At 76.2% G+C, this 24616-nt stretch carries 21 protein-coding genes; 5 read left to right on the top strand and 16 right to left on the bottom strand.

Translation table 11 applies throughout. The annotated features are described in order from the left end of the window. The first annotated feature begins 222 nt into the window (after nt 1-222). Nucleotides 223-1149 (top strand): polysaccharide pyruvyl transferase family protein, encoded by a 927-nt coding sequence (locus AB0F01_RS16065; protein ID WP_362095163.1) that lies wholly within the window; start codon nt 223-225, stop codon nt 1147-1149. A 264-nt stretch (nt 1150-1413) separates the two neighbouring features. Further along, nucleotides 1414-1734 (top strand): DUF3040 domain-containing protein, encoded by a 321-nt coding sequence (locus tag AB0F01_RS16070; protein ID WP_362095165.1) that lies wholly within the window; start codon nt 1414-1416, stop codon nt 1732-1734. Between the two features lie 56 nt (nt 1735-1790). Here AB0F01_RS16070 and AB0F01_RS16075 read toward each other — a convergent pair whose 3' ends face one another. The 11 genes from AB0F01_RS16075 to AB0F01_RS16125 all read right to left on the bottom strand — a co-directional run bounded on the left by AB0F01_RS16075 (nt 1791) and on the right by AB0F01_RS16125 (nt 13431). Further along, nucleotides 1791-2687: a glycosyltransferase gene (locus AB0F01_RS16075; RefSeq protein ID WP_362095168.1), complete on the bottom strand. Its 897-nt coding sequence runs from the start codon at nt 2685-2687 to the stop codon at nt 1791-1793. 40 nt (nt 2688-2727) lie between these two features. Continuing rightward, the gene (locus tag AB0F01_RS16080) at nt 2728-3606 is read right to left on the bottom strand and encodes a glycosyltransferase (protein ID WP_362095169.1); all 879 of its coding nucleotides are present in this window, start codon (nt 3604-3606) and stop codon (nt 2728-2730) included. Next, nucleotides 3603-4586: a glycosyltransferase family 9 protein gene (locus AB0F01_RS16085; RefSeq protein WP_362095260.1), complete on the bottom strand. Its 984-nt coding sequence runs from the start codon at nt 4584-4586 to the stop codon at nt 3603-3605. Before AB0F01_RS16085 ends, AB0F01_RS16080 begins: the two co-directional genes overlap by 4 nt. A gap of 494 nt (nt 4587-5080) precedes the next feature. Beyond that, nucleotides 5081-6454: a D-glycero-beta-D-manno-heptose 1-phosphate adenylyltransferase gene (rfaE2, locus tag AB0F01_RS16090; protein ID WP_362095172.1), complete on the bottom strand. Its 1374-nt coding sequence runs from the start codon at nt 6452-6454 to the stop codon at nt 5081-5083. Continuing rightward, nucleotides 6451-7062 (bottom strand): SIS domain-containing protein, encoded by a 612-nt coding sequence (locus AB0F01_RS16095; protein ID WP_362095175.1) that lies wholly within the window; start codon nt 7060-7062, stop codon nt 6451-6453. Before AB0F01_RS16095 ends, rfaE2 begins: the two co-directional genes overlap by 4 nt. Then, on the bottom strand, nt 7062-8279 hold the full coding sequence (locus AB0F01_RS16100; RefSeq protein WP_362095178.1) for a glycosyltransferase: 1218 nt from the start codon (nt 8277-8279) through the stop codon (nt 7062-7064). Before AB0F01_RS16100 ends, AB0F01_RS16095 begins: the two co-directional genes overlap by 1 nt. After that, nucleotides 8276-9226: a glycosyltransferase gene (locus AB0F01_RS16105; protein WP_362095179.1), complete on the bottom strand. Its 951-nt coding sequence runs from the start codon at nt 9224-9226 to the stop codon at nt 8276-8278. Before AB0F01_RS16105 ends, AB0F01_RS16100 begins: the two co-directional genes overlap by 4 nt. Next, nucleotides 9223-10221: a glycosyltransferase family 9 protein gene (locus tag AB0F01_RS16110; RefSeq protein WP_362095181.1), complete on the bottom strand. Its 999-nt coding sequence runs from the start codon at nt 10219-10221 to the stop codon at nt 9223-9225. The genes AB0F01_RS16105 and AB0F01_RS16110 overlap by 4 nt, the downstream gene beginning before the upstream one ends. Beyond that, a complete protein-coding gene (locus tag AB0F01_RS16115) occupies nt 10218-10799 on the bottom strand; it encodes an HAD family hydrolase (protein ID WP_362095184.1) in 582 nt (193 codons plus the stop codon). Before AB0F01_RS16115 ends, AB0F01_RS16110 begins: the two co-directional genes overlap by 4 nt. Beyond that, entirely contained in the window at nt 10796-11794 is a 999-nt protein-coding gene (locus AB0F01_RS16120; protein WP_362095187.1) for a glycosyltransferase, read from the bottom strand. The genes AB0F01_RS16115 and AB0F01_RS16120 overlap by 4 nt, the downstream gene beginning before the upstream one ends. After that, entirely contained in the window at nt 11791-13431 is a 1641-nt protein-coding gene (locus AB0F01_RS16125) for a carbamoyltransferase C-terminal domain-containing protein (protein WP_362095190.1), read from the bottom strand. Before AB0F01_RS16125 ends, AB0F01_RS16120 begins: the two co-directional genes overlap by 4 nt. Nucleotides 13432-13683: 252 nt before the next feature. Here AB0F01_RS16125 and AB0F01_RS16130 point away from each other — a divergent pair, with 252 nt between their 5' ends. Together AB0F01_RS16130 and AB0F01_RS16135 are read left to right on the top strand one after the other, a co-directional pair. Further along, the gene (locus tag AB0F01_RS16130; protein WP_362095193.1) at nt 13684-14457 is read left to right on the top strand and encodes a polysaccharide deacetylase family protein; all 774 of its coding nucleotides are present in this window, start codon (nt 13684-13686) and stop codon (nt 14455-14457) included. 86 nt (nt 14458-14543) lie between these two features. Beyond that, nucleotides 14544-14984 carry an SRPBCC family protein gene (locus AB0F01_RS16135; protein ID WP_362095196.1) on the top strand — a complete coding sequence of 147 codons (441 nt, stop codon included), beginning with the start codon at nt 14544-14546 and terminating at the stop codon, nt 14982-14984. 355 nt (nt 14985-15339) lie between these two features. On the opposite strand, the gene AB0F01_RS16140 is transcribed toward AB0F01_RS16135, so the two are convergent. The 5 genes from AB0F01_RS16140 to AB0F01_RS16160 all read right to left on the bottom strand — a co-directional run bounded on the left by AB0F01_RS16140 (nt 15340) and on the right by AB0F01_RS16160 (nt 22044). Then, complete coding sequence (locus tag AB0F01_RS16140) at nt 15340-16497, bottom strand: XdhC/CoxI family protein (RefSeq protein WP_362095199.1); 1158 nt, start codon at nt 16495-16497, stop codon at nt 15340-15342. Nucleotides 16498-16537: 40 nt separating this feature from the next. Further along, a complete protein-coding gene (locus AB0F01_RS16145; RefSeq protein WP_362095202.1) occupies nt 16538-17992 on the bottom strand; it encodes an NCS2 family permease in 1455 nt (484 codons plus the stop codon). Nucleotides 17993-18185: 193 nt separating this feature from the next. Further along, on the bottom strand, nt 18186-20570 hold the full coding sequence (locus AB0F01_RS16150) for a molybdopterin cofactor-binding domain-containing protein (protein WP_362095205.1): 2385 nt from the start codon (nt 20568-20570) through the stop codon (nt 18186-18188). 2 nt (nt 20571-20572) lie between these two features. Then, entirely contained in the window at nt 20573-21154 is a 582-nt protein-coding gene (locus AB0F01_RS16155) for a (2Fe-2S)-binding protein (protein ID WP_362095208.1), read from the bottom strand. Then, nucleotides 21154-22044, bottom strand: coding sequence for a xanthine dehydrogenase family protein subunit M (locus tag AB0F01_RS16160; RefSeq protein ID WP_362095211.1), 891 nt, complete (start codon nt 22042-22044; stop codon nt 21154-21156). The genes AB0F01_RS16155 and AB0F01_RS16160 overlap by 1 nt, the downstream gene beginning before the upstream one ends. Nucleotides 22045-22390: 346 nt before the next feature. Here AB0F01_RS16160 and AB0F01_RS16165 point away from each other — a divergent pair, with 346 nt between their 5' ends. Then, nucleotides 22391-24121: a PucR family transcriptional regulator ligand-binding domain-containing protein gene (locus AB0F01_RS16165; protein ID WP_362095214.1), complete on the top strand. Its 1731-nt coding sequence runs from the start codon at nt 22391-22393 to the stop codon at nt 24119-24121. Nucleotides 24122-24616: the final 495 nt, after the last annotated feature.

Here is a 24616-nt window from a genome sequence, read left to right on the forward strand (position 1 = left end):
CAACCGCGCTGTGGTGGGCAGCCGTCCTGCGTCGCCCTCCGGTCGGGGGCAGCTGCCCTCCGGTGGTGCGGTCGCCCGGGGGACCGGACGGGGAAGGTCGGGCGACGGGACGTCGCGGACGGCCGCACACCGCGGGTGACCGGACGATCGGACGACCAGACGTCGCGGACGACCGGACAATGGGGACGATTGGTTCATCTCGGGCGGGGCACTCGGAGCGCGATGTTCACACAGGACGACGTGCGCCCGAAGAGGGTCCTGCTGACCGGGTGGTTCAGCTTCCGTGACGGGGAGGCGACCGCCGGGGACGTGCTGGCCCTGCACCGGGTCGAAGAGGTGCTGCGCGGCGCGGAGATCGGTTACGACGTGGTGTGGAGCCCCGGCTTCCGGCCGGACGCCCGCCACTTCGACGACGTGCGGCCGGGCGACTACTCGCACCTGGTGTTCGTGTGCGGCCCGCTGCACGGGCCGCAGGTCGAGGAACTGCACCGGCGGTTCGCGCACTGCGTGCGGATCGCGGTGGGGACCAGTGTGATCGACCCCGGCAGCCCCGCCGTGACCGGGTTCCACCGGGTGCTCGCCCGGGACGCCCCGGACGCCCCGCCGGTGGAGGACCTCGCGGCGCACGCCCCGGTCCAGCCCGCCCGGCCCGTCGTCGGGGTCATCCTCACGCACGGGCAGCACGAGTACGGTCGGCAGCGTCGGCACGGGCAGGTCGCCGAGACGGTGACGCGCTGGCTGGCCGGCAAGGACTGCGCCCGGCTGGAACTGGACACCCGGCTCGACACATCCGACTGGCACCTGAACGCCACCCCGGCCCAGACCCAGTCCGTCCTGGCCCGGCTCGACCTGGTGGTGACCGACCGGCTGCACGGGCTGGTCCTCGGGCTGCGGGTGGGCACGCCCGTCCTCGCCGTGGATCCGGTGGCGGGCGGCGCCAAGGTCTCCGCCCAGGCCCGCGCCTGCGGGTGGCCCGCGCTGCTGCCCGCCGAGCGGCTGGACGAACGCGGACTGGACCGCTGGTGGTACTGGTGCCTGACCTCGGGCCGGGTCGCCGCCCGCCAGGCCCGCGACGCCTTCCGCGAGGACACCGCCCCCGACAGCGCCGACCACCTGGTCGAGGCGCTGACGACGAGCACGGTGCGGTAGGGCGGCGCGACCTGCGGCGGCGTGCGGGGGTCGAGGGTCCCTTGGCCACGCCGGGTCCTGTCGTCACCTTGCCGTCGTCCGCCCGAGGGGCGGGCCACGGGAGTGCGCCGCGGGCCGGGTGTCCGAGGTCCTCCGCGCCCGCCGGGTCCGGGTCGGACCGGGCCCGGCTTGGGCCGGGTTGGGCCCGGATCGGGCCCGGGTTGGGCCCGGGCGGGGCGGGGCACTCGGAGCGGACGTTCCCGCCGTTCCGTCCCGGGAGGTGCTGTGTCCATCGGTCGACTCCCCGACCACGAGCAGCGGCTGCTCGACGAGATCGAACGGGCCCTGTGCCGCGACCGTCGCCTGGCGCGGCGGCTGCGCACCCTGCGGTGGAGCCGGTGGCCCGACGTGCCGGGCCTGCTGAGGCGGGTCGGTTCCTACCGCCCGCACACCCTCACGGTGGCCCTGCTGTGCGCACTGTCCGTCGCCCTGTCGGTGACCGGGATGGTCACCTCGTCACCGGGCGTGATCTGGGCGTTCGCCCTGGTGTGGCCGCCGACGCTGTTCGCGGTGTTCAGGCTGCTGTGCCGCTGGTCCGGCGGCTGAAGGCGTTCCGGCGCACCCGTCCACCCGGTTGGTGCTCCCCTGGCGGTGCGGGCCGGTCAGCCCGTGTACCGCCGGGCCGTGGAGTCACGCTGGGAGGGTTCGAGCAGGCGCAGCCGGGACTCCACCTCGTGCGGCAGGACGCGGCGCTCGCGGAGGACCCAGGGGAGGGCGGCCGTCGCCTCCGCGAAGGCGCGCAGCGAGGTGGTGTCGCGCGGGACCGTGCGGGCCAGGTTCACGGTGCGGCGCAGGGCCGCCCGGGGCGGGCGGCGCAGCCAGGTGAACCAGAGGGTGTTGCGGATGCCGTGGCGGCGGCGCAGCGTGGAGTCGCGGGCCGCCGACGCCTGGTGATGGATCGTCAGGTGATCGGCGTAGGTGAGCCACCAGCCGTCGGCCGCGAGGTCGGCGGCCAGCAGTTCCTCCTCGCCGCCGAGCCACAGCCGGGGGTGGAAGCCGCCGGCGGCGCGGAAGGCGTCGGCGCGCAGCACGGTGGCCGCGGCCAGGAACGAGCCGAGGGCGGGTCCGGGCAGCCAGGGCGGGCCGGGGACCGGTGAGTGGCGCAGTTCGCGGACGATGGGGTCCTCGGTGCCGTCGGGTTCGACGACGATCCGGGCGGTGACCGACGCGAGGCCGGGGTGCCGGTCGAGGAGGTCGGCGGCGCCGGCCAGGGAGCCGGGTGCCCACCAGGAGTCGTCGTCGCAGAAGGCGATGTAGGGGGTGCGCACCTCACGGACGGCGAGGTTGCGGCCCACGGCGCCGAGGTTGCGGCCAGGGCGCAGCAGCCGCACCTCCGGGTGGCGCAGGGCGACGGCCTCGGCGGTGCCGTCGGTGGAGGCGTTGTCGGTGACGATCACCCGGGGGCGTTCGGGCAGCGCCGCGAGGTGGCCGAGGGTGCGCAGGAGTTCGCGGCGCCGGTTGTGGGTGATGACGACGACGGTCGTCCTGGGGTCGGTCATGCGTGGTGCCCCCCTTCCACGGAGGTCGTCCCGGGGCCGGTCATGCGGGCGCCCCGTCCAGCAGGCGGGCGGCGCGTTCGACGTGCGGCGGCAGCGGGCGGCGGGCGCGCAGCGCGGCGGGCAGGCGGCCGAGGGCCTCGCGCAGGGCCCGGCGGGCGTGGCCGTCGCTGCGGGCGGCGGCGGCGAGGGCTCCGGTGCGGGCCAGCGCGTACGGGACGGGGCGGCGCAGCCAGGCGGTGAGGAGCTCGTTGCGGCGCTGCACGGCCGGTCGGCCGTCGCGGGGGCCCGGGTCCGGATGGTGGTGGGCGACGACATCGGCGCAGTGGGTGACGCCCCAGCCTCGGGCGGCCAGGTCGTAGGCGAGCAGGGTCTCCTCGCCGCCGAAGAACAGCAGCCGGTGGAAGCCGCCCGCGTCGAGATAGGCGCTGCGGCGGACCACGGCGCCGCAGGCCAGGAAGCCCAGGACCTGGGTGCCGGGCAGGTCGGTGGCGGTGCCCAGCGGCGAGTGGGCGAGGACGTCGTTGAGCGGGTCCGGTTCCGCGTCCGGGCCGACGAGGGTGCGGGCGGCGATCAGGCCGAGGCGCGGGTGGGCGTCGAACAGGTCGGCCGCCCGGGCGAGGGCGCCGGGCGCCCACCAGGAGTCGTCGTCGCTGAACGCCACGTAGGGCGTGTCGAGGGCGCGGGCGCCGTGGTTGCGGGCCAGGGCGCCGCGGTTGACGGGCAGGGCCAGCACGCGGACCTGGGGGAAGTCGCGGGCGAGCAGGGCGCGGGTGTGGTCGGTGGAGGCGTTGTCGGCGACGAGGACCTCGGGCCGCTCGGGCAGGGCGAGGAGGTGGCGCAGGGTGACGGCGAGCCGCTCGGCGCGGTCGCGGGTGGCGATGACGACGCCGATCCTGCGGGGCGGGGACGGGGCGGTCACGGTGCGGGCTCCTCTCCGGGGGGCCGGGGGCCGGGCAGCCGGGCCAGGGCGTCCAGGACGTCGGCCGGGGTGATGCGCAGCAGGGCGGGGTCGGTCCGCCGGGCGTGCGGGTCTCCTTCGGGGCCGTACCACAGGGCGAGGTGGCGCGGGTGGGACGGCGGGCCCCAGCGGCTGGGCGGGACCGGCCCGAAGAGGGTGACGGTGGGGGTGGCGTGGGCGACGGCGAGGTGCGCGATACCGGTGTCGCCGCTGACGACCGCGCGGGCGTCGGCGACCAGGGCGGACAGCCGGTCGTAGGGGACGCCGCCGGCCAGGACGTCGGTGTCGGGCAGGCCGGCCTGCTTGGCGAGGCGGGCCACCAGGTCGCCCTCGTCGGGGCCCCCGGTGACCACGACCCGCAGGCCGCGCGCCCGCAGGGCGTCGGCGACGGCCGCGTACCGCTCGACGGGCCAGCAGCGGGCGGGTGCCCCCGCGCCGGGGTGCAGGATCACCGCGCCGGGGGCGGGGGACGTGGCGGCCGGGCGGGGCAGCAGCAGATCGGCGGGGTCGGCGTCGATGCCGTACCAGCGCAGCAGGCGGCACCAGCGGTCCCGTTCGTGTTCCTCGGGGTACCAGGGCGGGCCGTCGATCTCCGGGGTGCCCGGGTGCGCGAAGGCCAGCAGCCGCCGGGGGCGCAGGCGGGCCAGCAGGAGGTGGCTGGGCGGCCCGTTGCCGTGCAGGTCGACGGCGAGGTCGGGGGGCGTTCCGGTCCAGTCGAGGGCCGAGGGCACGGCCCGGCCGGGCGCGGAGGCGGGCAGCAGCCGGTCCACGGCGCCGGTGGCCTCGGCGACCGGGGCGAGCGCGGACGGGGCGGCGAGGACCAGCTCGTGGCCGGGGAAGGCCCGGCGCAGGGCCCGCAGGGCGGGCACGCCGGCGAGCAGATCGCCGAGGCCGAGCGCCCGCAGGACCAGCACCCGGGGCCGCGTGCCCCCGGCCGGCACCGCGCCGTGCCGGGTCCGGGGGGAGCGTGCGGCTGTCCCGGGCACGGACCCGGCGATCCCAGGCGCGGGCCCGGCAGGCCCCGGCACGGGCTCGGCACTCCCGGGCGCGGGCCCGGCGGAATCGCGCGCGGACCCACCGCTCCGGAGCGCGGACCCACCGCTCCGGGGCGCGGGCCCACCGCTCCGGGCCGCGGGCGCGACGGAATCAGGCGTCAAACCAGCCGACCCCGGCACCAGCCCGGCGGACTCAGGAACGGACCCGACAGACCCCGGAACCAGCTCGGTGCTCTCGGACGCGGGCCCGGCAGGCCCCGGCACCGGCCCGGCACTCCCGGGCGCAGGCCCGGCACTCCCGGCGCCGGGGCGCGCCGCGGCGCGCCCGGTCGCTCCGGGCGGCCGGCGGATCGGGGCGGCGGCGGGTGCGCCGCCCGCCGCCCGGGCCGCCGTACCCCCCGGCGGGACGGCGTTCGGGCGGCCGGGCGCGGGCCGGGGGGTCACGGCCGGCGCTCCGTGGCGCGTTCCAGCATGCCGGTGGAGGAGCGGCCCGCGAGGTAGGGCAGCAGGACGGCCTGGCCGCCCCAGGCGTCGAGGAGGGCCGCCTCGGGCAGGTCGGCGGCGGCGTAGTCGCCGCCCTTGACCCAGACGTCGGGGCGCAGGTCCGTCAGCAGGCGCTCGGGGGTGTCCTCGTCGAACACCGCGACGGCGTCGACGCAGGCCAGGGCGCGCAGCACCCGTACCCGGTCGTCGATGGGGTTGACCGGGCGGCCGGGGCCCTTGCGGCGCCGTACGGAGGCGTCGGAGTTGACGCACACCACCAGGCAGTCGCCGAGGTCCCGGGCGGCCTGGAGGAGGCCGACGTGGCCGGCGTGCAGCAGGTCGAAGCAGCCGCCCGCGGCGACGACCGTGCCGTGGGCGGCGCGGACGCCCGCCGCGAGGGCGAACGGGTCGTCGCCGTCGGGACGGTGGCCGTGGGCGGCGTCGGCGCGGGGCACGGCGCCCGCGCCGCCCGCGCCGACGAAGGCGGTCGCGTCGGCGACGGCGCGTTCCACCGCCTCGCCGACCAGGGCGCCGTCGGCGAGCAGCCCGGCAGCGGTGGCGGCGAAGCGGTCGCCGGCGCCGCAGGGGTCGCCGCGGTGCACGGCGGCGGCGGGCACCAGCAGGGGGTGGTCGCCGTAGGAGAGCAGCGCGCCGCGGGCGCCGAGGGTGACGGCGACGGCGGCGGCCTTCCACTGCCGGACGAGGGTGGCGGCCCCGTGGGCGACCCCGTACAGGTCCCGCCGGGCGGGCGCCGCGTCGGGGGCGTGGGCCTGCGCCTCCTTCTCGGCTGGCGTGACCAGCCGGGTTCCGGGCACCGGCGGCCCGCCGCGCGGGTGCGGGTCCCAGACCAGCGGCGGGCGGGCGGTCAGGACGTCGCGCAGGGCGTCGGCGGTGCCGCGGCCGTAGTCGGAGACCAGGACGGCGGACGCGCCGAGGACCGCCTCGCGGGCCTCGTCGGTGGCGGCGCGGGCGCGGCCGTCACCGCGGTCCAGGCGGGCCACCGGGCGGTCCCCGGCCAGGATGCGGGTCTTCTCCGGCAGGGCCCCGGTCAGCGGCAGGGGGATCACCTCGACCCAGGGCCGCAGGAGGCGTTTCAGTTCGCGGCTGGCCGGGTCGCCGCCCAGCGCGGTGACCAGGGTGACCTCGCGGCCGTCGCGGGCGGCGAGGTAGGCGGTGAGGGCGGCGCCGCCGGGCCGGGTGGTCTCGGCGCAGTCGTCGACGACGGGGACGGGGGCGTCGGGGGCGAGCCGTTCGGAGCTGCCGGTGAGGTCGCGGTCGAGGAGGGCGTCGCCGACGACCAGCAGGGGCGCCTTGACGCCGGTGCCGCTCACGACACCCTCCGTCCCTCGGTGCCCTCCCGCCACCTTCCGCTCTCCAGCGCCGCGTCGAAGGCCCCGCACATCATGTGCACGGCCACCAGGTGGAGTTCCTGGACGGTGGCGGCGCGGGGCGCCTCGACGCACAGGGACTCGTCGCTGCACGCCATGAGCGGGTTGGGGGCGGGTCCGGTGAGGGCCCACACGCGCAGTCCGGCCGCGCGGGCGGCGTCGGCGGCGGACAGCAGGTTGGCGCTGGCGCCGCTGGTGGACAGCAGCATCAGCACGTCGCCGGGCCGGCCGTGCGCCCGGACCTGGCGGGCGAACACCGCGTCGACGCCGTAGTCGTTGGCGATGGCGGTGGTGCTGGAGGTGTCGGCGTGCAGGGCGATGGCGGAGAACGCGGGCCGGTCGTCGCGGTAGCGGCCGACGAGTTCGGCGGTCAGGTGCTGGGCCTGGGCCGCGCTGCCGCCGTTGCCCGCGGCCAGCAGCCGGCCGCCGGCGGTGAGGACCTCGGCGAGCCGTTCGCCCCACCGCGCGACGAGGGGCGCGTGCGCCCGGAAGGCGGCCAGCGCCTCGGCCAGTCGGTCGCAGTGCCCGGTGACGGGAGGGTGCACGGTCATCAGGCCACCTCCTTCGGGATCGTGTGTGCGGCCAGGACCTGGCGGTGGACCCGCTCGACGCCGTCGGCGACCCGCTGCCAGGTGTAGTGGTCGAGGACGCGGGCGCGGCCGGCGGCCCCGTACGCGCGGCGGGTGTCGTCGTCGGCGAGGAGGTCGCGCACGGCGGTGGCGACCGCGTCCGGGTCGCCGGGGGTGACGAGCCGGCCGGTGGTGCCGTCGGCGACGCTGTCGCGGTGGCCGCCGACATCGGTGGCGACGACCGGGACGCCGCACGCCATCGCCTCCAGGGGGACGATGCCGAAGGGTTCGTAGGCGGGGGTGCACAGCACCAGGTCGGCGCTGCCGATCAGGGCGGGCATGGCGGCGGGGTCGACGGCGCCGAGCATCCGCACCCGGTCGGCGACGCCCGTGCGGTGCGCCAGGTGCCACAGCCGGCGCGCCTCGGGGTCGCGGTCCAGGCGCCCGGCGGCGGGGCCGCCCGCGAGGACGAGTTCCGCGTCCGGGACGCGGGCCAGGGCGCGCACGGCGAGGTCGTAGCCCTTGCGGCGGACCAGCCGGCCGCAGGCCAGCAGCCGGTGCCGGGCCCGCCGCGGCGGGATGCCGGGGCCGGTGACGCCGGGGCGGAAGTGGCCGGCGTCGACGCCGCACGGCACCACCGAGACGCGCCGGGCGGGCACGCCCGTCGCCGCGAGTTCCGCGACCTCGTCGGAGCAGGTGGCGAGGATGCGTTCGCAGGTGCCGGCGAGTTGCCGTTCGATGCCGATGCGGGCGGGCGGGCTGGTGTCCCGCCATCCCTGGTGGCGGCGCTTGACGGTGCCCAGGGCGTGGAACGTCTGCACCACCGGGATGCCGTACGGGCGGGCGCCGACCTGGGAGGCCATGCCGGACATCCAGAAGTGGGCGTGCACCACGTCGGGCCGGTCCCGGCCCCAGGCCCGCGTCAGGTGGGCGCCGAACGCGGCCATGTGCGGCAGCAGTTCGTCCTTGGGGACGGTCTCCGGCGGGCCCGCGGGCACGTGCTCGACGACGGCCCCGCCGGGCAGCGGCACCCGGTCGGGCAGGGTCACCGTGTCGCGGCGGGTGTAGACCGTGACGTGGTGGCCGCGGCGGGCCAGTTCCTCGCTGAGCCGCGCCACGTACACGTTCTGGCCGCCGGCGTCGACGCCGCCGAGCGCGGCCAGGGGGCTGGCGTGTTCGGACACCATGGCGATCCTCATCGGGTCACCTCCTTCAGCAGCCGCTCCCAGTCGTCCAGGAAGCGGGGGAGCCCGTAGCGGGCGAGGGCCGCCGCTCGGGCCGCCTCGCCGACGCCGCGGGCGTACAGCGGGTCGGCGAGGAAGTCGCGGACGGCGTCGGTCAGGACGTCGATCCGGTTGGAGACCACCCCGGCGCCGGGCGGGACCGCCTCGGTGACCTCGGTGGTGGCGAGGGCGACCACCGGCATGGCGAGGTGCATCGCCTCCAGCAGGGACAGGCCGAGGGAGGTCCAGCGGACGGGGTGGACGTAGACGCGGCGGCGGGCCATCTCCGCGTGCAGGTCGCGCTGGGCGAGTTCGTGGGCGCGGCACCGGTCGGGGGGCAGGCCGACGTGCGCGGCGACGCCCTCGGTGCCCATCCCGAACACGTCCAGGGGGGCCGCGTCGGCGAACGCGGGCAGCAGGTCGGTGCCGGTGGTACGGCCGCGCCGGACCGGCTCGTTGACCACGACGGCGGCCCGGGGCAGCTCGCCGGTCCACCGCGGGCCGGGGTCGACGATGCCGTGTTCGACGACGGTGGTGGGGGTGGCGCCCGCGTCCCACATCAGGCGGTTGAAGTGGGTGACGTGCACGAGGGTGACGCCGGGCACGTCGGCGGCGGGGTGCCGGGTGTCGGGGACGTCGCCGTGCGGGGCGTTGTGCTCCAGCCAGATCATCGGCGGGCGGCGGCCCAGCCAGGCGTCCACCAGGGCCAGTTCGTGGGGGCGCTGGAGCACGACGACGTCGATGTCCTCGTCCCGCAGCCGTTCCGGCGGGACCTCGACGACGGAGTCGGGCCAGTCGAAGGTGCGGGCGCGGCCGAGGCCGTCGGGCCCGCGGTCGGGGGTGACGGGGACGACGTAGGTGTGGGGGCCCTGCACGAAGGCCGTGGTCCACGACCCGTGCACGTGCCAGAGCAGGATCCTCATGCCACCTCCACCAGCTTGCCGACGGCGGCTACGACGTCGAGCGCGGTCACGCCGTCCAGACACGGGTGGCCGGGGACGGGACAGGTGCGGGCCCTGGTGCCGGCGCACGGCGCGTTCTGGTCGCCGAGCAGCACGCAGGGCACGCCGTACGGCCGCCACCGTCCGGCCGGGACGACCGGCGCGAACAGGGACACCACGGGGGTGCCGACGGCGGCGGCGAGGTGGGCGGGGCCGGTGTTGCCGGTGACCGCGCAGGCGGCCCGGGCGAGCACCCCGGCGAGTCGGGCGGCGTCGGTGCGGCCGCCGAGGTCGAGGGCGTGGTCGCCGGCGACGCGGGCGGTCAGGTCCCGCTCGCCGGGGCCGCCGGTCACCACCACCCGGTACCCGGCGTCGGTGAGGTCGGCGACCGCCTCGGCGCACCGGCCGGGGCTCCAGGCGCGGGCGGGGACGCTGGCGCCGGGGTGGACGACGACGTAGCCGGCGGGGCCGGTCAGCGGCTCGGTGTCCGGGGGCGCGAGGACGCGCAGGCGGCCGTCGTCGGGGCACGGGAACCCGGCGGCGCCGGCGAGATCCAGCGCGGCCTCGGCCTCGTGGGCGTGCGGGGCGCGGTGGTGGCGCACGTCGAGGAGGGAGCCGGGGTAGTCCTCGCTGTCGGCGGCGATGTGCCGGACGCCCGCCATGCGCAGCAGCAGGGCGGTGGGCAGCGGGGACTGGTGGAAGGAGGTGAGGACGAGCGCGGTGTCGGCGCCGGTGGCGGCGATCCGGCCGACGAGGGCGTCGATGTCGTCGCGCCGGACGGGCGGCGGGCGGAACCCGGCCCAGGGCGCGTCCCAGACGAGGACGTCGTCGACGCCGGGCAGGAGCCGGGCGGCGGGCTCGCCGAGCGGCCTGCACAGCAGGGTGACGTGGTCCGCGCGGGCCGCGACGGCGCGCACGGCGGGCCCGGCGAGCAGCACGTCGCCGAAGCTGTCGAGCCGGGTGACGAGGGCCTTCACGGGTGCCTCCCGGGCGCCGGGGATCCGGCGGCCGGGGTGGTGGTCCGGCCGGGCTCCGGCAGGCCGTCCAGCACCGCGCGGACGGCCGTCGTCAGGTCCGGGGCGACGTGGGGTGCGGCGGCCGTCTCCGCCGGTCGGGTCGCGGGGGTCGGGACGAGGACGGCGCGGGCGCCCGCCCGGTGGGCGGCCTCGACGTCGGCGCCGATGTCGCCGATGACGACGCAGTCGGCGGGGTCGGTGCACAGCCGTCCGGCGGCCCACAGGACCATGCCGGGGCGGGGTTTGCGGCAGGCGCAGCCGTCGTCGGGGCCGTGCGGGCACAGCGCCCACACGTCGAACGGGCCGAGGAGGTCGTCGACGCGGCGGTTGACGGCGCGGGCGTCGGTCTCGGTGATCAGTCCGCGGGCGATGCCGGACTGGTTGGTGACGACGCCGGTGCGCACGCCCCGTTGGCGCAGGGCGGCGACCGCCTCCCGGGCGCCCTCGACGGGGCGCACGCGGGCGGGGTCCCCGTTGTAGGGGACGTCGTGGACGAGGGTGCCGTCGCGGTCGAACAGGACGGCGCGGACCGGGCTCACCGGGCCGCCTCCTGCCAGGCGGGGGCGCGGCGGTGGCGCCAGGCGCCGGTGAGGCGGTGCCAGGTGGCGGCGGGCGGGATGAGGGCGCTGGTGACGAGCATGGTGGTCACCTCGTCGCGGGTGCGCGGCCCGGGGAGGATGCGGGCGCGGGCGAACTCGGCGGTGCCGGCCGCCCAGCCGAGGGCGCAGGCGGTGGCCGCCCGCCGGTGTCCGGTGGCGGCCAGGACGCAGGCGGCGGCCCCGGCGGCGGTGATCGCGGCGTGGCGGCGGATCCGGCCGCGGGGGGCGGCGGCCTTGTCCCACCAGTCGGGGCCGTGCAGGCGCCGCATGAGCGCGTCGTCCGCGTTGCCGCGCTGCTGCCTGAGGGAGGCCCAGCGGGAGGCGGGGCGCACGGGGTGCCGGGTGGTGCGGCTGCCGCGCCGGATGCGCAGGCCCCGGCCGAGGATGCGCAGGGCGAGGTCGGCGTCCTCGCGGAAGGCCCGCGGGAAGCGTTCGTCGAAGCCGCCGACCTGCTTCAACGCCTCGGTGCGGTAGGCCATGTCGGCGGTGATCCAGCGGGCCCGGGCCAGTCCGGCGGTGCCGCGTTCCCAGTCGGTGGGGCGGCGTTCGCCGGGCAGCGGCACGGTGATGACGCCCTGGACGCCGGCGACGTCGGGGGGCGCGTCGGCGAGGTCCTCGGTGAGTTGTGCGCACCAGTTCGGGCCGACCTGGACGTCGTCGTCGAGGAAGGCCACCCAGGGGGCGGAGACGGCGCGCAGTCCGGTGTTGCGGGCGGCGGCGGGTCCGCGTCCGCCGCCGGTGAGGACGGTGGTGCGGTCGCGCAGGTCGCCGAGGACGCCCAGCGGGTGGTCGAGCGCGGCCGGGTCGGGGTCGGGCCGGTCGTCGACGAGGACGATCTCGTCGGGGCGCGGCCCGGTGGCGGCGGCCAGGGCGGCGAGGCAGTCGGCGAGCGTGTCCCGCACCAGGGTGGGGATCACGACGGCGTAGGCGGTCATGCGTAGGCCCTCCCCCGGCGCACCGCGTAGGGGCCGATGGCGAGCAGGTCGACGGGGGCGGAGCCGAAGCACTCCAGGGCGTCGCGCGGGTCGTCGACCATGGGCCGGCCGGCGGTGTTGAGGCTGGTGTTGACGACGACGGGGAGCCCGGTGCGGCGTTCGAAGCCGTGCAGCATCCGGGCGACCAGGGGCTCCTGCCGCTCGTCGACGGTCTGGATGCGGGCGGTGCCGTCGACGTGGACGACGGCGGGGATGCGGTCGCGCCATCCGGCGGCCACGTCGTGCACGAAGAGCATGTACGGGCTGGGCAGCGGGCCGCCGGAGAACAGGTCGGCGGCGCGGTCGGCGAGCACCATGGGGGCGACCGGCCGGAACTCCTCGCGGCCCTTGACCTGGTTGAGCCGTTCGAGGTTCTCGGCGCGGCCGGGGTGGGCGAGCAGGGAGCGGTGGCCGAGGGCGCGCGGTCCGTACTCGCTGCGGCCCTGGAACCAGGCGACGACGCCGTCCCGGGCGAGTTCCTCGGCGACGGTCTCGGCGATGTCGTCGGGCCGCTCGTAGGGGACGGCGGCCCGGTCGAGCCAGTCGCGCAGTTCGTCGTCGCTCCAGCCGCGGCCGAGGTCGGCGCCGGGCATGGGCAGGGTGGTGACGCCCTCCTGGGCGGAGACGTGCAGGGCGCCGCCGAGGGCGGTGCCGGCGTCACCGGCGGCGGGCTGCACCCACACGTGGCGGTACGGTCCGCGGGCGGCGAGGCGCGAGTTGGCGACACAGTTCAGGGCGACACCGCCGGCCAGGGTGAGGGCGTCGCCGCCGGCTTCGCGGTGCAGCCAGTGCACGAGGTCCAGCAGGACCTCCTCCAGGACGGCCTGGGCACTGGCGGCCAGGTCGGCGTGGTCCTGGTTCCAGGGTTCGTGCGGGGCGCGGCGCGGGGTGAGGGCGGCCCAGTCGACGCCGTGGGCGCGGAAGCCGCCGTCGCCGGTGGCGTGGACGTGTTCGCGCAGCCGGGCCAGGTGGCGGGGGGTGCCGTAGGAGGCGAGGGCCATCACCTTGTACTCGTCGCTGCTGCGCAGGAAGCCGAGGTGCTCGGTGAGTTCCTCGTAGACCAGGCCGAGGGAGTGGGGCAGGGCCTGGGTGGCGAGGGTGTCCAGCTTGCCGTCGCGGTAGCGGCCGGCCAGGTGGGAGGCGGCCTCGCCCCGGCCGTCCAGGACGAGGACGGCGCTGTCGGGGTGGGGGGAGGCGGGTCCGGCGGAGGCGGCGTGGGCGACGTGGTGGGGGACGAAGACCACCCGGGCCGGGTCCAGGCCGGGCAGGGCCTCGGCGAGGAACTCGGGGGCGCGGCGCGCGTAGTCGAGGCGGAGGTGGTCGAAGGGGTCGTCCAGGCCCAGGTCGGCGGCGGGCCGGGCGAGGGCGGGGTCGAAGGAGTAGGTGACGGCGTCCAGGTCGGCGGGGGTGAGCCCGTGGTGCTCGAGGCACCAGCGGGCGGCGAGCTCGGGCAGCTCCCAGGCGGAGAAGGGCACCGGGCGCTTGCCGTGCTTGCGCCGGCTGAAGCGCTCCTCCTCGGCGGCCGCCACGGCCTGCCCGTCGACGACGAGGGCGGCGGCGGGGTCGTGGAACAGGGCGTTGATACCAAGGATGCGCATGGGGGATGTGCTCCGTCCTGGGCCGGTGGGGCTCCTGGGGAACGCGAGTGCCGTTTTGCGGTTGTCTCAAACACTTGGAGACAACTTAGGCAGATATGCACCGATTCGGCCCAGTCGAGGTCGCGGAGCGCGGAGCGCGCGCCGGGGTGGGAGACGGCCGAGTGATCACCCTCACAGGCCCGCCGGCGCCCGGCGGAGAGCACGTCGGAGCGACTATGCACTGCGCGTATACACGCTGCGTATAGTCCGGGCATGCCTTCTCCGACCAAGAAGACGAAGAGATCCACGATCGCGTTCCGGGCCGCCTCGCTGGGGGTGGCGGCGGCCCTGTTGATGGCCCTGGGCGGCTGCGGACGGACGGACACCACCACCCCGAGCAGCGCGCGGGCCACCGACGTCCGGGCGCGGTTCGGCACCGTCGACTGCCGCCAGGCCAAGTGCGTCGCGCTCACCTTCGACGCCGGCCCCAGCGAGCACTCCGCACGGCTGCTGGACATCCTCGCCGAGGAACAGGTCCCGGCCACGTTCTTCCTCATGGGCCGGCGGCACATCGACCGCTACCCCGAGCTCGTCCGCCGCATGGCCGACGAGGGGCACGAGCTCGCCAACCACACCTGGACGCACCGCAACCTCACGGACCTTCAGCCGGACCAGATACGCGAGGAGCTGACGCGCACCGACGACGCGATCGAGGAGCTCACCGGCCGCCGCCCCACCCTCATGCGTCCACCGCAGGGCCGCACCGACGCGAGAGTGCACGAGATCTGCCGGGAACTGGGGCTGGCCGAGATCCTGTGGAGCGTCACCGCGAAGGACTACGCGACCACGGACTCCGACGTCATCACCCGCCGCGTCCTGTCCCAGGTCTCCCGCGACGGCATCGTCCTGCTGCACGACCTCTACGACGGCACGGTGCCGGCCGTGCCCGGCATCATCCGCGTGCTGAAGGAGCGGGGCTACGTGTTCGTGACCGTCCCCCAGCTGCTGGCCCCGGGCCGGGCGGAACCGGGGAAGGTGTACCGGTGACCGCGGCAGGGGGCGGGCGCTGGGCCGACCGGGTGACACGGCCCCGGGTCCGCCGGGGGGCGGACGCCGTTTCCTAGGATCGTCCGGTGGCCCTCTTCCTCGTCCGGCGCACGGCGCCCCTTCCCCCCGCAGAGGCCTGGCGCCGGCTCACGGCCTGGCACCGGCACGGCGACACCGTCCCGTTCACCCGGGTCACGGTGACCACTCCCCCGCCGACCGGCGAGGGCACGGTCGTCGTGGCCCGCTCCGGGATCGGCCCGCTGGCCTTCGACGACCCGATGGAGGTCACGGTGTGGCAGCCGCCCGGGGACGGCACCCCGGGCCGGTGCCGCCTGGAGAAGCGGGGCCGGGTCGTCACCGGGTGGGCGGAGATCGAGGTGCGGCCGGGACCGGGCGGGCGCGCCCGCGTGGAGTGGCGCGAGGACCTGCGGGTCGCGCTGGTCCCGACCGCGCTCGACGGCGTGGTGGCCCGCACGGGGCGCCTGGTCTTCGGCCGGGCGGTCAACCGGCTGCTCCGGCAGGCGTGACCCCGTCGGGCGGACGGCCCGCGCACCCTGGAGGGATGGCCGACGGCTCGGCCCGGCGCCGGCGGCCGTCCCTCCGGGGGCGTGTCCAGCGGGGCCGCGAAGACGGTGGGAGGGCCGACGGCGGAGACGCGGACGAGGAGCCGCTGTGACCGGCGCGCTCGACGGTCTCCGCGACGAGGTCCGGCCGGCGGGCCACCGCCACGCTGTCGGCCACCCGCCAGGTCCGATCGGCCGCCGGGCCCGTCCGACGGCCGTCCGTCCGGTCCGGTCCGGTCGTCCGGTCCAGTCCGGTCGTCCGGTCCAGTCGTCCGGTCCGTTCGTCCGCCCGCCCGTGCCGCCCGTGCCGATCGGGCCGTCAGGCCACCGAGCCGATCCGCCCCGCCGGCCCCGGGCCCGGGCCGCCGTCGTGGTGGATCGGGGTGTGCGCGCCGGTGAGCGGGGTGCCGCTGCCGCCCCGCCGGTCGGCGACGATCTCCGCCGCGATGGACAGCGCCGTTTCTTCCGGCGTACGGGCACCCAGGTCGAGGCCGATGGGCGAGCGGAGCCGGGCCAGTTCGAGGTCGGTCACGCCGACCTCGCGCAGGCGTGCGGCGCGGTCCAGGTGGGTGCGGCGGGAGCCCATCGCGCCGACGTAGGCCACCGGCAGCCGCAGCGCGAGCCGCAGCAGCGGCACGTCGAACTTCGCGTCGTGGGTCAGGACGCACAGGACGGTGCGGCCGTCGACCTCGGTGCGCTCCAGGTACCGGTGCGGCCACTCCACGACGACCTCGTCGGCCTCGGGGAAGCGCGCCCGGGTGGCGAACACCGGGCGGGCGTCGCACACGGTGACGTGGTGGCCGAGGAACTTGCCCACCCGGACCAGGGCCGCCGCGAAGTCGATCGCCCCGAAGACGATCATGCGGGGCGGCGGGACCGACGACTCCACCAGCAGCGTCAGCGGGGCCCCGCACCGGGAGCCCTCCGCGCCGATCTCGACCGTGCCGGTGCGGCCCGCGTCCAGCAGGGCGGCGGCCTCCGCGGCGACCGTGCGGTCCAGTTCCGGGTGGCCGCCGAAGCCGCCCTCCGTCGACCCGTCGGGCCGGACCACCAGTGCGCGGCCCCGCAGTTCCGCCGGGCCGCTCACCACCCGGGCCAGCGCCGCCGCCCCGCCCCGGGCGGCGGCGTCGAGGGCGGCGGTCAGGACGGGGCGGACGGGATCGCCGACCCGGACCGGGGTGACCAGGACGTCGATGACGCCGCCGCAGGTCAGGCCGACCGCGAAGGCGTCGTCGTCGCTGTAGCCGAAGCGCTCCAGGACGGGCTCGCCGTCCCGGAGCGCCTGGGTGCACAGCTCGTACACGGCACCCTCCACGCAGCCGCCGGAGACCGAGCCGATCGCGGTGCCGTCGGCGTCGACCGCGAGCGCGGCGCCGGGCTGCCGGGGCGCGCTGCCGCCGACCGCCACGACCGTGGCGACGGCGAAGTCGCGGCCCTCGGCGGCCCACCGGTGCAGTTCCTCGGCGATGTCCAGCATCGTGCTCTCTCCTCGGCGTGGTGCGGGTTCCCGGGCGGGGTCAGTGCACGCCCAGCCAGCTCTCGATGGGGGCGAGGGCGAAGTAGACCAGGAAGATCAGCGCCAGGCCCCACATGAAGGCCCCGATCTCGCGGGCCCTGCCCTGGCCGGTCCGGATGGCGACGTAGGAGATGACGCCGGCGGCGACACCCGCGGTGATGGAGTAGGTGAACGGCATGATGACCACGGTGAGGAACACCGGGATGGCGGTGGCGCGGTCGGCCCAGTCGACGTGGCGGGCGTTCATCATCATCATGGCGCCGATCACCACCAGGGCGGCGGCGGCCACCTCGCCCGGCACGATCGCCGTGAGCGGGGTGAAGAACAGGCAGGCCGCGAAGAACAGGCCGGTGACGACGGACGACAGTCCGGTGCGGGCGCCCTCGCCGACCCCGGTCGCCGACTCCACGAACACGGTCTGCCCGGACGCCCCCGAGACACCGCCGACGACACCGCCGGCGCCGTCGATGAACAGCGCCTTGGACAGGCCGGGCATGCGGCCCTTGTCGTCGGCCAGCTTCGCCTCGGTGCCGACGCCGATGATGGTGGCCATGGCGTCGAAGAAGCCCGCCAGCACCAGGGTGAAGACGATCATGCCGACGGTCATCGCGCCGACCTCGCTCCAGCCGCCGAACTCGACGGCGCCGAACACCCCGAAGTCGGGCATCGACACCGCGCTGCCGTTCAGTTCGGGAGCGCCGGCCGCCCACTGCTTCGGGTCGATGACGCCGAAGGCGTTGAGGGCGACGGCCAGCACCGTGCCGCCGATGATGCCGATGAGGATCGCGCCCGGCACGCCGCGCGCCTGGAGCATGAAGATCGCCAGCAGGGTGACGGCGAAGAGCAGCACCGGCCAGCCGGACAGCTCGCCGGCCGGGCCGAGCGTGACCGGGGTCGCCTCGCCCTGGTGCACGAAGCCGGCCTTGTAGAAGCCGATCAGGGCGATGAACAGGCCGATGCCCATGGTGATCGCGTGCTTGAGGGCGAGCGGGATGGCGTTCATGACCATCTCCCGCAGGCCGGTGACGACCAGCAGCATGATGACCACGCCGTACAGGACGCACATGCCCATCGCCTGCGGCCACGTCATGACGGGCACGACCTGCGAGGCGAGGACGCCGGAGACGGACAGCCCGGCGGCGAGGGCGAGCGGCACCTTGCCGAAGAAGCCCATCAGCAGGGTGGTGAGCGCGGCGGCGAACGCGGTGGCGGTGATCAGGGCGGTGCGGCCGAGGGTGTCGCCGGCCGCGTCCTCGCCGGACAGGATCAGCGGGTTGAGCAGCAGGATGTAGGCCATCGCCATGAAGGTGGTGATGCCGCCGCGCACTTCACGGGCGACCGTCGACCCTCGGTGCGATATGTGGAAGTAACGGTCGAGCCAGGACCGTCCGGCCGGGACGCGGGTTCCCGCGCCCGCGTCGTCGGCGGCGGTCCTGGGCTGCACTGACTGGGTCATGGTGCCATCTCCCAAGGTTCACAGGGGCACCCGTGCCCTGGAGCGGGTTCACGGGATTTGGGATGTGCACGACCCGGGGGACGGCCCGAGACGAACATCGGTGGGCGGCGCCGGGAGGACCGTGTGGTGCTGCTCCCTGCCCGGCGCCGGGTGCCGCGGGGTGCGGCGGGCACGCGGATCCCTCGGGGACCCGCTACGCGGTTCCCGTCAGGTGTTCGGGGCGGACCGGTGTGCGGTCGAGCTGCCGGCCCGTCGCGTTCCGGACGGCCGCGAGGACCGCCGGGGTGGACGACAGGGTCGGGGCCTCGCCGATGCCGCGTAGCCCGTACGGCGCGTGGTCGTCGGCGAGTTCGAGCACGTCGACGGGGATGGTCGGCGTGTCGAGGATGGTGGGGATGAGGTAGTCCGTGAAGGAGGGGTTGCGGACCTTCGCGGTCTTCGGGTCGACGACGATCTCCTCCATGACGGCGACGCCCAGCCCCTGGGTGGTGCCGCCCTGGATCTGGCCGAGCACGGACAGCGGGTTGAGCGCCTTGCCGACGTCCTGGGCGCAGGCCAGTTCGATGACCTTGACCAGGCCGAGGTCGGTGTCGACCTCGACGACGGCCCGGTGCGCGGCGAAGGAGTACTGGACGTGGCCGTTGCCCTGGCCGGTGCGCAGGTCGAAGGGTTCGGTCGGCCGGTGCCGCCACTCCTCCTCGACCTCCACCGCGTCGTCGCCGAGGACGTCCACCAGGTCGGCGAGGACCTCGCCGCCGTCGGTGACGACCTTGCCTCCCTCCAGCAGGAGTTCGGCGGTCGCCCACGCCGGGTGGTGGGAGCCGAAGCGGCGCCGGCCGAGCTCCAGCACCTTCTCGCGGACCAGCTCGCAGGCGTTCTTGACGGCGCCGCCGGTGACGTAGGTCTGCCGGGAGGCGGACGTGGAACCGGCCGAGCCCACCTGGGTGTCGGCGGGCTGGATGGTGACCTGGCCGACGCCGAGTTCGGTGCGGGCGATCTGCGCGTGGACGGTGACGCCGCCCTGGCCGACCTCCGCCATCGCGGTGTGCACGGTGGCGACCGGCTCGCCGCCGACCACCTCCATGCGGACCCGGGCGGTGGAGTAGTCGTCGAAGCCCTCGGAGAAGCCGACGTTCTTGATGCCGACGGCGTAGCCGACGCCGCGCACCACGCCCTCGCCGTGCGTGGTGTTGGACAGGCCGCCCGGCAGCTGGCGCACGTCGGCGCCCTCGCTGGACTCCCACTGGCGCTCCGGCGGCATGGGCATCGCCTTGACGCGGCGCAGCAGTTCGGCGACCGGGGCGGGCGAGTCGACGACCTGCCCGGTGGGCAGCAGCGTGCCCTGCTCCATGGCGTTGAGCTGCCGCAGCTCCACCGGGTCCATGCCCAGCTTCGCCGCCAGTTTGTCCATCTGCGCCTCGTAGGCGAAGCACGCCTGGACGGCGCCGAAGCCGCGCATCGCGCCGCACGGCGGGTTGTTGGTGTAGAGGGCGATCGCCTCGATGTCGACGTCGTCCACGACGTACGGGCCGACGCCGAGCGAGGAGGCGTTGCCGACCACGGCCGGGGAGGCGGAGGCGTAGGCGCCGCCGTCGAGCACGATGCGGCACTTGACGTGGGTGAGCCGGCCGTCGGCGGTGGCGCCGTGCTCGTAGTACAGCTTGGCGGGGTGGCGGTGGACGTGGCCGAAGAAGGACTCGAAGCGGTTGTAGACGATCTTGACGGGCTTGCCGGTGCGCAGGGCGAGCAGGCAGGCGTGGATCTGCATCGACAGGTCCTCGCGCCCGCCGAACGCGCCGCCGACGCCGGCCAGCGTCATCCGCACCTTGTCCTCGGGCAGCCCGAGCACGGGGGCGATCTGGCGCAGGTCGGAGTGGAGCCACTGGGTGGCGACGTAGAGGTGGACGCCGCCGTCCTCCTCGGGGACGGCGAGGCCGGACTCGGGGCCGAGGAAGGCCTGGTCCTGCATGCCGAAGGTGTACTCGCCCTCGACGATCACGTCGGCCCGCTCCCGGGCGGCGGCGACGTCGCCGCGCACGATGGGCTGGCGGTGCACGACGTTGGGGTGCGGGACGTGGCCGGCGTGGTGGTCGTCGCGGTTCTCGTGGATCAGGACGGCGTCGGGGGCGAGCGCGGACGCCTCGTCGGTGACGACGGGCAGCTCCCGGTAGTCGACCTTGATCTTGGCGGCGGCCCGGCGCGCGGTCTCGGGGTGGTCGGCGGCGACGATCGCGACCGGTTCGCCGTGGTGACGGACCTTGCCGTGGGCGAGGACGGGGGTGTCCTGGATCTCCAGGCCGTAGTTCTTCACCTCGGTCGGCAGGTCGTCGTACGTCAGGACGGCGTAGACGCCGGGGGTCGCCAGGGCCTCGGCGGTGTCGATGGACAGGATCTCGGCGTGGGCGACGGTGGAGCGCAGGATCTGGCCCCAGAGCATGTCCTCGTGCCACATGTCGGAGGAGTACGCGAACTCCCCGGTGACCTTGAGGGTGCCGTCCGGGCGGAGGGTGGACTCGCCGATGCCGCCGCAGGCGCCGGTGCCCTGGGTGAGTTTCGTGGGAACACCGTTGGTCGGCATGGTCAGACCCCCTCGGACTGGCGGGCCGCGGCCAGGCGGACCGCGTCCATGATCTTCTCGTAGCCGGTGCAGCGGCACAGGTTGCCGGACAGGGCCTCGCGGATGTCCGCGTCGGTCGGGGCCGGGTTGCGCTCCAGCATCTCGTCGGCGGCGACCAGCAGGCCCGGGGTGCAGAAGCCGCACTGGACGGCGCCCGCGTCGATGAACGCCTGCTGGACGGGGGAGAGTTCGGTGCCCTCGCCGGTCTGCGAGTCGGTGCCCGCGCCGGTCCCGGCGTCCGTCGCGGTGTCCGTCGCGGTGTCGGTTCCGCAGGCGCCGGTGGCGCAGGAGCGCTGCTTCGCGTAGTCCGCCAGGCCCTCCACGGTGACGACCTCGCGGCCCTCGGCCTGGCCGGCGGCGACCAGGCAGGAGCAGACCGGGACGCCGTCCAGGCGCACGGTGCACGATCCGCACTCGCCCTGCTCGCAGGCGTTCTTGGAGCCGGGCAGGCCGAGCCGCTCGCGCAGCACGTACAGCAGGGACTCGCCCTCCCAGACGTCGTCGGCCTCCTGGCGGCGTCCGTTGACGGTGAAGGTGACACGCATCAGGCGGCTCCCTCGGTGAGGTGGCGGGCGCCGCGGTACGACTCCCAGATCCAGGTCAGGGTGCGGCGGGCCATGACGCCGACCGCGTGGCGGCGGTAGCTCGCGGTGCCGCGCACGTCGTCGATCGGGTTGCAGGCGGCGGCGCACAGGTCGGCGAACTGCTTGGCGACGGACGGTGTGATGATCTTGCCGTTGTCCCAGAAGCCGCCCTCGTCGAGCGCCGCGTTCAGGAACTCCTCGGCCGCCGTCGCCCGAATGGGTGTCGGGGCGGCCGAGCCGATCCCGGTGCGGACCGTGCGGGTGCTCGGGTGGAGCGCGATGCCGAAGGCGCACACCGCGATCACCATGGCGTTGCGGGTGCCGACCTTGGAGAACTGCTGGGGGCCGTCGGCCTTCCTGATGTGGACGGCGCGGATCAGCTCGTCGGGCGCCAGCGCGTTGCGCTTCACGCCGGTGTAGAAGTCGTCGATGGGGATGCGGCGGGAGCCGCGCACCGACGCGACCTCGACCTCGGCGCCCGCGGCGAGCAGCGCCGGGTGGGCGTCGCCGGCCGGGGAGGCGGTGCCGAGGTTGCCGCCGACGCCGCCGCGGTTGCGGATCTGCGGGGAGGCGACCGTGTGGGAGGCGAGGGCGAGCCCCGGCAGTTCGGCCCGCAGGTGCTCCATGATCTTCGTGTAGGGGACGGAGGCGCCGAGCCGCACGCCGTCCTCGCCGGTCTCCCACTCGGAGAGCTCGCCGATGCGGGTGAGGTCCATCAGGTGCTCGGGCCGGCGGTGGTCGAAGTTGATCTCGACCATCACGTCGGTGCCGCCCGCGATCGGCACGGCGGCGGGGTGCTCGGCCTTGGCGGCGAGCGCCTCCTCCCAGCTGGCGGGGCGAAGGAAGTCCATGACCGGCTCTCTTCTTCTTCGTCTGGTGGGTCGTACAGATCGAGCCATCCGGGTGCGGCGGACCGGGCTCGTACTCTGTGCAGTTCACGCGGAGTGGGCTCAGTACACCGCCCGCTGCTCCGCACGGGTCAGTCACGGATTGCATGAAGGAGTTGGCTGGCCAGCGAGGTCATCTTGTAGATTCGTATGAACGCGGGGGGCTCGTGGCCCCCTCACCTCCTCCGACACCGGAGGAGGCGGTCCAGGAGCGGCCCACCGCGCTGATCAGCCACCGGCCGGCCGAACACCGCACTGTTCCTCCATGGTCCGTCACCGACAACGAGCGAAAGAAACGGCGGCGACGAGAATGCGGCTGCGCGCACTGCTGGACACCGACGCGCTGGGCCTGAAGCTGCTCGGCGGCGAGGAGGAACTGGACCGCAGCGTGCGCGGGGTCATGACGACCGACCTGCGTGACCCCAGCCGCTACCTCTCGGGCGGGGAACTGGTGCTCACCGGCCTCGCCTGGCGCCGGGACGCGGACGACTCCGAACCCTTCGTACGGGTCCTGGCGCAGGCCGGCGTGGCCGCGCTGGCGGCCGGCACGGCGGAGCTGGGCGACGTCCCCGACGACCTGGTGGTCGCCTGTGCTCGGCACCGGCTGCCGCTGTTCGCGGTGGACGAGTCGGTGGCCTTCGCGACCGTCACCGAGCACGTGGTCCGGCAGGTGTCCGGCGAACGCGCCGGGGACCTCGCGGCCGTCGTGGACCGGCACCGGCGGATGATGACCTCGGGCCCGGCGGGCGGCGGCCCGGACGTGGTCCTGGACCTGCTCGGCACCGACCTGGACCTGCGGGCCTGGGTGCTCTCCCCCGCGGGCCGGCTGATCGCCGCGCCGAAGGAGGCGGGCCCCGCCGCCGGTGCGGCGGGCGGCACGCGGCTGCCCGCCGAGGTCTGCGCCCGGCTGGCGGCGGAACACCTGGCGACCGCCCGCGGCAGCCGGCGCGGCCCCCACCGGGTGACGCTGGGCTCCACCACCTACAGCCTGTTCCCGGTCCGCAGCACCGGACGCTCCCCCCGGCCCGGCGACACCCCGGAGGGGGCCGCGCCGCCGGAGGGGTCACTGGCGGACTGGGTGCTCGCCGTGGAGGCGGACGCCGGGGAGTGGGCCGAGGAGCGCCTGGACCTGCTGCACGGGGTCACCCAGCTGATCGCCGTGGAACGCGACCGCCGGGACGCGGCGCGCACCGTCCGCCGCCGCCTGGCGCAGGAGGTGCTGGAGCTGGTGCAGAACGGCGCGGCCCCGGCCGAGATCGCCGCCCGGCTGCGGGTGGCGGCCCCGGTGCTGCTTCCGGGGCTCGGCGCGGCACCGCACTGGCAGGTCGTGGTCGCCCGGGTCGACTGGGACGGCGAGGGACCGGACGGGCCGGACGGCGGCGCGCAGGCGCAGGCGCAGGCGCTGCTGGAGGAGATCCTCGTCGACCCCGCCGAGACCGGTCCGGAGCACTCCGACCGGATCGCGGTGGCCCACACCGGGGACGAGGCGATCGCCCTCGTCCCGCTGCCGACCCTCGCCACGGGCGAGCACGACGAGTCCCGGGCGGGCATCCAGGCCGACACGCTGCTGGCCGCGGTGCGCGATCCGCTGGCGGCCGGTCTCGACGGGGACGGCCGCCTCACCCTGGGCGTGTCCGCGGCCGTGCACTCGGCGGAGGGACTGCGCGGCGCACTGGAGGAGGCCCGGCACGCCCGCCGGGTGGCGGCGGCCCGCCCCGGCCGGGTCTGCGCCGCCGGCCACCAGGAACTCGCCTCGCACGTCCTGCTGCTCCCCTTCGTCCCCGACGACGTGCGCCGCGCCTTCACCGCCCGGCTCCTCGACCCGCTGCGGGACTACGACCGCCGGCACCGCGCCGAACTCATCCCGACGCTGGAGGCGTTCCTGGACTGCGACGGCTCCTGGACCCGCTGCGCGGGACGCCTCCACCTGCACGTCAACACCCTGCGCTACCGCGTCGGCCGCATCGAGCAGCTCACCGGCCGGGACCTGTCCCGGCTGGAGGACAAGCTGGACTTCTTCCTGGCTTTGCGCATGAGCTGACCGCACCTCAGGCGGGAGTGCGGCCCGGGCGCGGGCGGGGCAGCGCGCGCAGCGGGGCCGGCGCGGGCGGGGCGCGGGGCGGGGCGCGGGGCGGGGGCCGCGCGGGGCCGGGGCGAGCGGTGCGCGGGGCGGGGGCGCCCCGTCCCGCGGACGGGGCGCCCCGGGGCGAGCACACTCCGTCCCCGCCGGCGAGCGCGGCCTGCGTACGAGCGCCGCCTGCGTGCGAGCGCGCCCCCTCCGTGTACGGCCGCGCCCCGCCGGCGAGCGCGCCCCGTCTGCGAGCAGGCCCCGTGTGCGAGCGCGCCCCCTCCGTGCTCGGTCCCGCCCGCGCGCGAGTACGCCCCGCCCTGTGGTCGAGAGCGGCTTCGCGGGTGGTGCGGGGCGCCCTGTGGGGCGCGGGGGACGCCGGGGGCGCCCTGGGCGAGACCCGCGCGCCGGGGCGCGTTCGCGGGTTCGGGCCTCCCGGTCCACGACTTTGTGAAAAACTTCACCCAC

Source organism: Streptomyces sp. NPDC029526 (genome assembly GCF_040637405.1).
Taxonomy (GTDB): Bacteria; Actinomycetota; Actinomycetes; order Streptomycetales; family Streptomycetaceae; genus Streptomyces.

Excerpts from the sequence above, each read along its gene's own strand:
- AB0F01_RS16120 (WP_362095187.1), bottom strand. The coding sequence starts at position 11,794 with ATGACCGCCTACGCCGTCGTGATCCCCACCCTGGTGCGGGACACGCTC.
- AB0F01_RS16095 (WP_362095175.1), bottom strand. The coding sequence starts at position 7,062 with ATGACCGTGCACCCTCCCGTCACCGGGCACTGCGACCGACTGGCCGAG.
- AB0F01_RS16065 (WP_362095163.1), top strand. The coding sequence starts at position 223 with ATGTTCACACAGGACGACGTGCGCCCGAAGAGGGTCCTGCTGACCGGG.
- AB0F01_RS16165 (WP_362095214.1), top strand. The coding sequence starts at position 22,391 with ATGCGGCTGCGCGCACTGCTGGACACCGACGCGCTGGGCCTGAAGCTG.
- AB0F01_RS16160 (WP_362095211.1), bottom strand. The coding sequence starts at position 22,044 with ATGGACTTCCTTCGCCCCGCCAGCTGGGAGGAGGCGCTCGCCGCCAAG.
- AB0F01_RS16130 (WP_362095193.1), top strand. The coding sequence starts at position 13,684 with ATGCCTTCTCCGACCAAGAAGACGAAGAGATCCACGATCGCGTTCCGG.
- AB0F01_RS16125 (WP_362095190.1), bottom strand. The coding sequence starts at position 13,431 with ATGCGCATCCTTGGTATCAACGCCCTGTTCCACGACCCCGCCGCCGCC.
- AB0F01_RS16155 (WP_362095208.1), bottom strand. The coding sequence starts at position 21,154 with ATGCGTGTCACCTTCACCGTCAACGGACGCCGCCAGGAGGCCGACGAC.
- AB0F01_RS16075 (WP_362095168.1), bottom strand. The coding sequence starts at position 2,687 with ATGACCGACCCCAGGACGACCGTCGTCGTCATCACCCACAACCGGCGC.
- AB0F01_RS16105 (WP_362095179.1), bottom strand. The coding sequence starts at position 9,226 with ATGAGGATCCTGCTCTGGCACGTGCACGGGTCGTGGACCACGGCCTTC.
- AB0F01_RS16150 (WP_362095205.1), bottom strand. The coding sequence starts at position 20,570 with ATGCCGACCAACGGTGTTCCCACGAAACTCACCCAGGGCACCGGCGCC.
- AB0F01_RS16145 (WP_362095202.1), bottom strand. The coding sequence starts at position 17,992 with ATGACCCAGTCAGTGCAGCCCAGGACCGCCGCCGACGACGCGGGCGCG.
- AB0F01_RS16140 (WP_362095199.1), bottom strand. The coding sequence starts at position 16,497 with ATGCTGGACATCGCCGAGGAACTGCACCGGTGGGCCGCCGAGGGCCGC.
- AB0F01_RS16100 (WP_362095178.1), bottom strand. The coding sequence starts at position 8,279 with ATGAGGATCGCCATGGTGTCCGAACACGCCAGCCCCCTGGCCGCGCTC.